This window comes from Rhodoferax sp. UBA5149, assembly GCF_002413825.1.
Taxonomy (GTDB): Bacteria; Pseudomonadota; Gammaproteobacteria; order Burkholderiales; family Burkholderiaceae_C; genus Rhodoferax.
The window spans coordinates 26,543-33,455 of record NZ_DHXT01000019.1 but is presented as its reverse complement, the minus strand read 5'-3'; the positions used below and the strand labels follow the sequence as shown (position 1 = coordinate 33,455).

7 protein-coding genes and 1 pseudogene are annotated in these 6,913 nt (G+C 60.9%); 7 read left to right on the top strand and 1 reads right to left on the bottom strand.

Going from position 1 to position 6,913, the window contains the following annotated elements; translation table 11 throughout:
- Positions 1–62: 62 nt before the first annotated feature.
- Positions 63–1,520, top strand: a complete 1,458-nt coding sequence (gene sbcB, locus B3V69_RS01545; RefSeq protein ID WP_296443160.1) for an exodeoxyribonuclease I — start codon at positions 63–65, stop codon at positions 1,518–1,520.
- A 95-nt stretch (positions 1,521–1,615) separates the two neighbouring features.
- On the opposite strand, the gene upp is transcribed toward sbcB, so the two are convergent.
- Complete coding sequence (gene upp, locus B3V69_RS01540; protein ID WP_296443152.1) at positions 1,616–2,266, bottom strand: uracil phosphoribosyltransferase; 651 nt, start codon at positions 2,264–2,266, stop codon at positions 1,616–1,618.
- Between the two features lie 62 nt (positions 2,267–2,328).
- Between upp and B3V69_RS01535 the strand changes: the two genes are divergently transcribed.
- The 6 genes and pseudogenes from B3V69_RS01535 to B3V69_RS01510 all read left to right on the top strand — a co-directional run.
- Positions 2,329–3,063 (top strand): YebC/PmpR family DNA-binding transcriptional regulator, encoded by a 735-nt coding sequence (locus tag B3V69_RS01535; RefSeq protein WP_296443150.1) that lies wholly within the window; start codon positions 2,329–2,331, stop codon positions 3,061–3,063.
- Positions 3,060–4,361, top strand: a complete 1,302-nt coding sequence (purD, locus tag B3V69_RS01530; RefSeq protein WP_296443148.1) for a phosphoribosylamine--glycine ligase — start codon at positions 3,060–3,062, stop codon at positions 4,359–4,361. Before B3V69_RS01535 ends, purD begins: the two co-directional genes overlap by 4 nt.
- The gene (hemF, locus tag B3V69_RS01525) at positions 4,358–5,290 is read left to right on the top strand and encodes an oxygen-dependent coproporphyrinogen oxidase (RefSeq protein ID WP_296443146.1); all 933 of its coding nucleotides are present in this window, start codon (positions 4,358–4,360) and stop codon (positions 5,288–5,290) included. Before purD ends, hemF begins: the two co-directional genes overlap by 4 nt.
- Before the next feature lies 1 nt (position 5,291).
- Positions 5,292–5,918, top strand: coding sequence for a nicotinate (nicotinamide) nucleotide adenylyltransferase (gene nadD, locus B3V69_RS01520; protein ID WP_296443144.1), 627 nt, complete (start codon positions 5,292–5,294; stop codon positions 5,916–5,918).
- Positions 5,918–6,703, top strand: coding sequence for a ribosome silencing factor (gene rsfS / locus B3V69_RS01515; protein WP_296443143.1), 786 nt, complete (start codon positions 5,918–5,920; stop codon positions 6,701–6,703). Before nadD ends, rsfS begins: the two co-directional genes overlap by 1 nt.
- 13 nt (positions 6,704–6,716) lie before the next feature.
- Positions 6,717–6,913, top strand: a pseudogene (locus B3V69_RS01510) (23S rRNA (pseudouridine(1915)-N(3))-methyltransferase RlmH); the annotation flags it as partial.

Sequence of the window (6,913 nt, the reverse complement as noted above, 5' to 3'; positions counted from 1 at the left end):
GTGCTGGGGATCGTGGCCGAGTTGAATGGGGTGCGGGCGGCGCGACGCCGGTGATGTCCGTCATGATGCATTCACCTGTCAGCCACACCTTCCTCTGGCACGACTACGAGACCTTTGGCACCCAGGTGCGGCGTGACCGGCCAGCGCAGTTCGCCGCGATTCGGACCGACGCCGATCTGGTGGAGGTCGGTGAGCCGATCATGCTGTACTGCCAACCGGCGAATGACTTCCTGCCCGATCCGCAGTCCTGCCTGATCACCGGTATCACGCCGCAGCTGTGCCTGGAAAAAGGCGTGCCCGAATACCAGTTCGCGGCGCACATCGAGCAGGCCTTCAGCCTGCCCGGCACCATTGGTGTGGGCTACAACACCATCCGCTTTGATGACGAGATCACGCGTTTCATGTTTTGGCGCAACCTGATCGACCCCTATGCGCGCGAGTGGCAAAACAACTGCGGGCGCTGGGACCTGCTGGACGTGGTGCGCACCGCTTATGCGCTGCGGCCCGAGGGCATTGTTTGGCCTGCCAAGCCCGAAGGCGGCGCCAGCTTCAAGCTGACTGATTTGGCGGCGGCCAATGGCCTGGTGCACGAGGCGGCGCACGATGCGCTGAGCGACGTGCGCGCCACCATCGCCCTGGCGCGGCTGATCAGAGCCACCCAGCCACGCTTGTTTGAGTTTTGCTTCGGGCTGCACAAAAAGGATCGCGTCATGGCCGAGCTCGGGTTGCCGACAACGGTCGCCCGCGCCCGGCCGTTTCTGCATATCTCCGGCATGTTTCCCAGCGAGCGGGGCTGTCTGGCCCTGATGTGGCCGCTGGCCATGCACCCGGTCAACAAGAACGAGCTGATCGCCTGGGATTTGGCCTTCGACCCGAGCGAGCTGGCGAGCATGAACGCCGCTGATATCCGCCTGCGCTTGTTCAGCAAACGCGATGAGCTGCCGCCAGGCGTGACGCGGTTACCGCTCAAGTCGATCCACCTGAACAAGTCGCCGATGGTGATGAGTAATCTCAAGACACTGTCACTCGCGATGGCCGAGCGCTGGGGCCTGCAACTGGACGCCCAACTGGACCATGCGCTGCGAGCCCAGGCCTTGCCTGACATGAGCGGCATCTGGCCCGAGGTGTTCAAGCGCCCAAAAGATGCCACACCCGACGTGGACGAGGATTTATACGGCGGCTTCCTGGACGACGCGGACCGCCGCCGCCTCAACCAGCTGCGCCACCTGTCCAGTGAGAAGCTGGTGGCGGCGCGCTACGCGTTTGACGATCCGCGCCTGGACGAGTTGGTGTTTCGCTACCGGGCCCGCAATTTCCCGGCGAGCCTGACACCGGACGAGGCCGCGCGTTGGGAGGCGCATCGCGTGGCCCGGCTGTTTGACGGCGAGGAGGGCGCGCGCACCGTGGAGGCTCTGTTTGACGAGATTGACCAGCTTTCTGAAGCCGCCGATGCGCGTGGCGAAGAAGTTTTGGGCGCGCTGTACGACTATGCGGAAATGATTGCGCCGCAACGCCCATGACCGCAGCTTGAAGCGCTGCGGCGTCTATTCGCTATCAAATAAATAGCTGCTTGCGCAAGTAATACGGGGGCTAGTGGTCGATTTTATTTAAAGACTCATTGGGTACCAAAAATCCGGTCACCCGCGTCCCCCAGCCCCGGCAGGATGTAGCCGTGCTCATTGAGCTGGCGGTCAATCGCTGCCGTGTAGATCGGCACATCCGGGTGGGCTTTGTGCATCGTGGCAATGCCTTCGGGGCAGGTCAGCAGGCAGACAAACTTGATGGACTTCGGTTTCAGCACCTTGATGCGCTCCACGGCGGCGACGGCTGAATTGCCGGTTGCCAGCATCGGGTCGACCACTACCACGTCGCGTTCCTGCATGTCTTTGGGCATTTTGAAGTAGTACTCCACCGCCTGCAGGGTTTTGGGGTCGCGGTACAGGCCGATGTGGCCCACGCGTGCGCCGGGCACGATCGTCAACATGCCATCCAGAATGCCGGTGCCGGCCCGCAGGATCGACACAAACACCAGTTTCTTGCCGTCAATCACTTTGGCGGTCATGGTCTCCAGCGGCGTCTCGATTTCCACCTCCTGCATCGGCATGTCACGCGTCACTTCATAGGCCATCAACATGCTGATTTCGTTGAGCAAGGTGCGAAAGCTGTTGGTGCTGGCTTCCTTCTTGCGCATCAGCGTCAGTTTGTGCTGGACCAGCGGGTGGTCGACCAGATGGACATGCTGGAGGGTGTCGTCAGGGGTGCTCATGTCGGGTTTCCTCAAAAAGTACAATTGATTGACTAGCGTAACGAATTTTTGAAGGATTCCCCGTGGCAGGACACAGTAAATGGGCCAATATTCAGCACCGTAAAGGTCGTCAGGACGAAAAGCGGGGCAAGGTGTGGACGCGCATCATTCGTGAAATCACGGTGGCGGCCCGCGCCGGTGGCGGCGATCTGGCCACCAACCCGCGTCTGCGCCTGGCTGTGGAGCGCGCCAAGGCCGCCAACATGCCGGCGGACCGCGTCAAATACAACATCGACAAGGCCACCGGCAACCAGGAAGGCGTGCATTACGAAGAAATTCGCTACGAAGGCTACGGCATTGGCGGCGCCGCCATCCTGGTCGACACCATGACCGACAACAAGGTGCGCACGGTGGCTGAAGTGCGCCACGCGTTTTCCAAATACGGCGGCAACATGGGCACCGAAGGCTCGGTGGTGTTCCAGTTCAAGCATTGCGGCCAGCTGATTTTTGCCCCCGGCACCAATGAAGACAAGGTCATGGAAGTGGCGCTGGAAGCCGGCGCCGAAGACGTGATCACCGACGACGACGGTGCCATCGAGGTGTTGACCGCCTATGCCGACTTCGAGGCGGTCAAGAACGCCCTGGAAGCCGCCGGTCTGAAGCCTGAAATGGCCGAGGTCACCATGCGCGCCGAAAACCCGATTGAGCTCACGGGCGACGATGCCGTGCGCATGCAAAAACTGCTGGATGTGCTCGAAGAGTTGGACGACACGCAAAACATTTACCACAACGCAGAAATTGACAGCGAAGCGCTATGAATATCCTCGTGATTGGCGGCGGTGGCCGTGAACATGCCCTGGCCTGGAAATTGGCGCAGTCGCCCAAGGTACAAACGATTTACGTGGCGCCGGGCAATGGCGGCACCGCGCTGGACGCCCGGCTGGAAAACGTCAATATCACGGGTGTCCACGAACTGCGGGCGTGGGCGGTTTCTAAAAAGATTGCGCTCACGGTGGTCGGGCCTGAAGGTCCGCTGGCGGCGGGCGTGGTCGATGAGTTTCGCAAACACGGCCTGCGTGTGTTTGGCCCGACCCAGGCGGCCGCGCAACTGGAGAGCTCCAAAGCCTTCTCCAAGGCGTTCATGAAGCGTCATGGCATTCCCACGGCGGACTACGAGACCTTCACCGACCCGGTGGCGGCCCACGCGTACCTCGATAAAAAGGGCGCCCCGATTGTGGTCAAGGCCGACGGTCTGGCCGCCGGCAAGGGAGTGGTGGTGGCCCTGACCCTGGCCGAGGCGCACGAAGCGGTTGACTTCATGCTGCTGGACAACACCCTCGGCGTGACCCACAACGAAGGTGGCGCGCGCGTTGTTATTGAAGAATTTTTGACCGGTGAAGAAGCCAGCTTTATCGTGATGTGCGACGGCAAGAATGTGCTGCCACTGGCCACCAGCCAGGACCACAAGCGCCTGCTGGATGACGACCTGGGCCCCAACACCGGCGGCATGGGCGCGTATTCGCCCGCGCCCGTGGTAACGCCCGATGTGCACGCCCGCGCCATGCGGGAAATCATTTTGCCCACCATCCGGGGCATGGAAAAAGACGGCATTCCGTTCACGGGTTTTCTGTACGCCGGGCTGATGATCGATGCCAATGGCCATCCCAAAACGCTGGAGTTCAACTGCCGCATGGGCGACCCCGAGACCCAGCCAATTTTGATGCGACTCAAGACCGATCTGGTCGATGTGATGCTGGCTGCCACCGAGCCGGGCCCGCATGGCCACCTGGACCAGGTCGAGTTGCAGTGGGATCGCCGCACCGCCTTGGGCGTCGTCATGGCGGCACATGGCTACCCGCTGCAGCCGCGCAAGGGTGATGTCATCACCGGGCTGCCCAAGCAAGAAGACGACGCCGTCGTCTTCCATGCAGGCACCGCCATGAAAGACGGCGACGTCGTCACGTCCGGCGGGCGCGTTTTGTGCGTGACCGTGCTGGCCGACAACGTGCGCCAAGCGCAGCAGCGTGCCTACGAGGTGGCGCTGGGCGTTCATTTTGATGGCATGCAGTACCGCACTGACATTGGCCATCGCGCCGTCAAACACGCAACGCCATGACTGCGCAAAATCTGAATGCACCGCGAACCGACGCGGTGCGCCGCTATCTGCAGGGTTTGCAGGCACGCATTACCACCGCCATTGCGAAACTGGATGGCGCTGCATTTTTGACCGATGCCTGGCAAAAGGCGCCCGGCGAGACGCTGCAGGGCAGCGGTATCACCCAGATTCTGGAGGGTGGCCCTGTTTTTGAGCGTGCGGGCTGTGGCTTTTCGCACGTGCGCGGCCCGAGCTTGCCGCCTTCGGCCACGCAACACCGGCCGGAACTGGCCGGCGCGCCGTTTGAGGCCATGGGCGTGTCGCTGGTGTTTCATCCGCGCAATCCCTATGTGCCGACGGTTCACATGAACGTGCGCATGCTGGCGGCCAAAGGGCGCGACGGTCAAGAGGTGTGCTGGTTTGGCGGCGGTATGGATTTGACGCCCTACTACGGTTTTGAGGAAGACGCGGTGCATTTCCACGCCACCTGCAAGACCGCGCTGGCGCCTTATGGCGATGACAAATACCCGCGCTTCAAAATCTGGTGCGATGAGTATTTTTATTTGAAACACCGTGCCGAGCAGCGCGGCGTGGGCGGCATCTTTTTTGATGACTTTTCCGAGTTGGGCTTTGATGACAGCTTCGGCTTGATGCAGTCGGTGGGGGATTCGTTTTTGACGGCCTACTTACCTCTTGTGGAGCGCCGCAAGGAGATGGTGTATGGCGAGCGCGAACGTGCGTTTCAGCTCTACCGGCGTGGCCGCTATGTCGAGTTCAATCTGGTGTGGGACCGCGGCACGCACTTTGGCTTGCAGTCGGGCGGGCGAACCGAATCCATTCTGTTGTCCATGCCGCCGCTGGTGAGCTGGTCGTATCAGAACGTGCCTGAAGCGGGGTCACCAGAAGCGGATTTGTACAGCAAGTTCCTGGTGCGCAAGGAATGGGTGTGAGATGGGTGTGACGCCCGCCCGGACCGTGGCGGCGAGGCGAATAGGTGTGTTTGGCGGTGCGTTTGACCCGCCCCACACCGCGCATGCTGCGCTGGTGCAGGCGGCTGTGGCAGATTTGCAACTTGATGAGCTGCGCGTTATTCCCACCGGCCAGGCTTGGCACAAGGCCCGGCCATTGAGCCCCGCCCATCACCGTCTGGCGATGGCGCAGTTGGCGTTTTCTGAGCTGCCCCGCGTGGTCGTTGACCCCCGTGAAACCCTGCGCGCGGGCCCGAGTTACACGGTAGATACTTTGCGCGAACTCAAACTGCAATGGCCCGATGCCGAGCTGTTTTTGGTCATGGGTGAAGACCAGGCCCGCGCGCTACCCACCTGGCACGCGTGGCAGGACGTGTTGCAGCTTGCTATAATTTGTGTAGCTGAACGTGAAGATTTGACGGGGGCCAGACCCCGATTTATTGCACAGAAGTCGCATGAATCGCGTTTCAGGCGGCTCAGAATGCCAACCATGCCTGTCAGCGCAACCGATATTCGGGCCCGAATTGCAGCGCATCAAAGCGTTTCCCCACTGGTTTTTGAGCCAGTTGCGCGTTATATTGACAACCACCACCTTTACCAGACTACTTGATGACTAACTCAACCCTTGCCAAAAAAGACATTCAGAAACTTCAGCGTGCCATTGTCGATGGTCTGGAAGACGTCAAAGCCCAGGACATCCAGGTGTTCGATACCGAGCATCTTTCGGCCTTGTTTGAGCGAGTGATCATTGCATCAGGTACGTCCAACCGTCAGACCAAGGCGCTGGCTGGCAGCGTGCGCGATGCGGTGCGGGATGCTGGTTTCCCCAAACCACGGGTTGAAGGTGAGACCAATGGCGAGTGGATTATTGTGGATTGCGGGCAGGCGGTGGTGCACGTCATGCAACCCAATTTCCGCCAGTATTACAACCTGGAAGAGCTGTGGGGTGAAAAACCGGTTCGCCTCAAATTTGGTGCTGCCAAGCCGGGCGAGAAAGAGATCGCCGAGCCGGTCAAGGCGACCAAAAAGCCGCTCGAAGTGGAGGGTAATTTGAAGCGCTCCAATGCCGCCAAAAAGGGTGTGGCCGAAGCCTTCCCGTCCAAAGCGCAGGTGAAGAAGACCATGGCTGCCAAGTCTGCCGCCGCGAAGCCGGCGGCTAAAAGAACTGCTGTGAAGCAGGCCCCGTCCCGGGCGCCCGCCGTGGCCGCCAAGCCGACACCCGCTCCGAAGGCTGCGGTGAAAGTTGCCGTGAAGAAAATAACCGTCAACGCCCCGGCAAAGGCTGCCGCCAAGAAAACGTCGGCCAAAGCGCCAGCGAAGGTTGCCGTCAAGGTGGCCGCCAAGAAAACACCGGTTAAAGCCCCGGCCAAGAAGACGGCAGCGCGCAAAGCCTGACCGGGTCTTTTTTGTGCGGGTGGTGATTGTTGCGGTCGGCCAGCGTGTGCCTGACTGGGCGCAAACGGCTTGGGACGACTACGCGAAGCGCTTTCCGTACGAGCTCAAAGTCGAACTCAAAGCCGTCAAGACCGAGCCACGTGGCTCCAAGACGGTGGAAACCTTGTATGCGGCTGAGCGAGCCCGCATCGAAGCTGCTTTGCCCAAAGG